This window comes from Amycolatopsis keratiniphila subsp. keratiniphila, assembly GCF_001620365.2.
GTDB classification, from domain to species: Bacteria; Actinomycetota; Actinomycetes; order Mycobacteriales; family Pseudonocardiaceae; genus Amycolatopsis; species Amycolatopsis keratiniphila.
This window is the reverse complement of sequence record NZ_LQMT02000064.1, coordinates 1-709: the sequence shown is the minus strand read 5'-3', so window position 1 is coordinate 709 and position 709 is coordinate 1. Positions and strand designations below refer to the sequence as shown.

The 709-nt window shown below is 67.6% G+C and carries 1 protein-coding gene; it reads left to right on the top strand.

Annotated elements, in window-relative coordinates; translation table 11 throughout:
* Nucleotides 1-677: IS3 family transposase (locus AVR91_RS42170; protein WP_063273861.1), on the top strand; the 677-nt coding region annotated here is incomplete at its 5' end.
* Nucleotides 678-709: the final 32 nt, after the last annotated feature.

Here is a 709-nt window from a genome sequence, read left to right as displayed (position 1 = left end):
CCCGGATCACCGCGGAGCTGCGTCGCCGCGGGCGCGTGGTGAATCACAAGCGGGTGGAACGGCTCATGCGGGAGCAGGGCCTGGCCGGGATCACCCGCCGCAAACGCCGGAGCTTGACCAGACCCGCCGCCACCCCGGTGCCACCGGTGGCGGACGTGATCCGCCGGGATTTCACCGCCGAGCGCCCTGGTCAGCGGTTCGTCGGGGACATCACCTACTTGCCCACGTTCCAGGGCTGGCTTTACCTGGCCACGGTGATCGATCTGCACAACCGCGAGATCGTCGGGCACGCGATGGCCGAGCACCTGCGCACAGACCTGGTCTGCGACGCGATCGCCCTGGCCACCGCACGCGGCCTGATCCGCCCCGGCGCGGTCTTCCACTCCGACCGCGGCGTCCAGTACACCTCCGGCCAATTCCGCGCCGCGCTCACCGAACACCGGATCCAGCCCTCGATCGGACGGGTCGGATCCTGCTACGACAACGCCGTCGCCGAGTCGTTCTTCGCCACCCTCAAAACCGAGATCGGCACCACCATCTGGGCCACCCGTGACCAGGCACGACACGACATCTACCGCTACCTCCACTACTACAACCACGACCGTCTACATTCGACAGTCGGTCACCGCACACCCCACGAAACCCGAACCAGCTACAGTCACCACCAAGCCGCGTGAAACCCCGTGTCCGCCATCCGGGGGCAACTCCA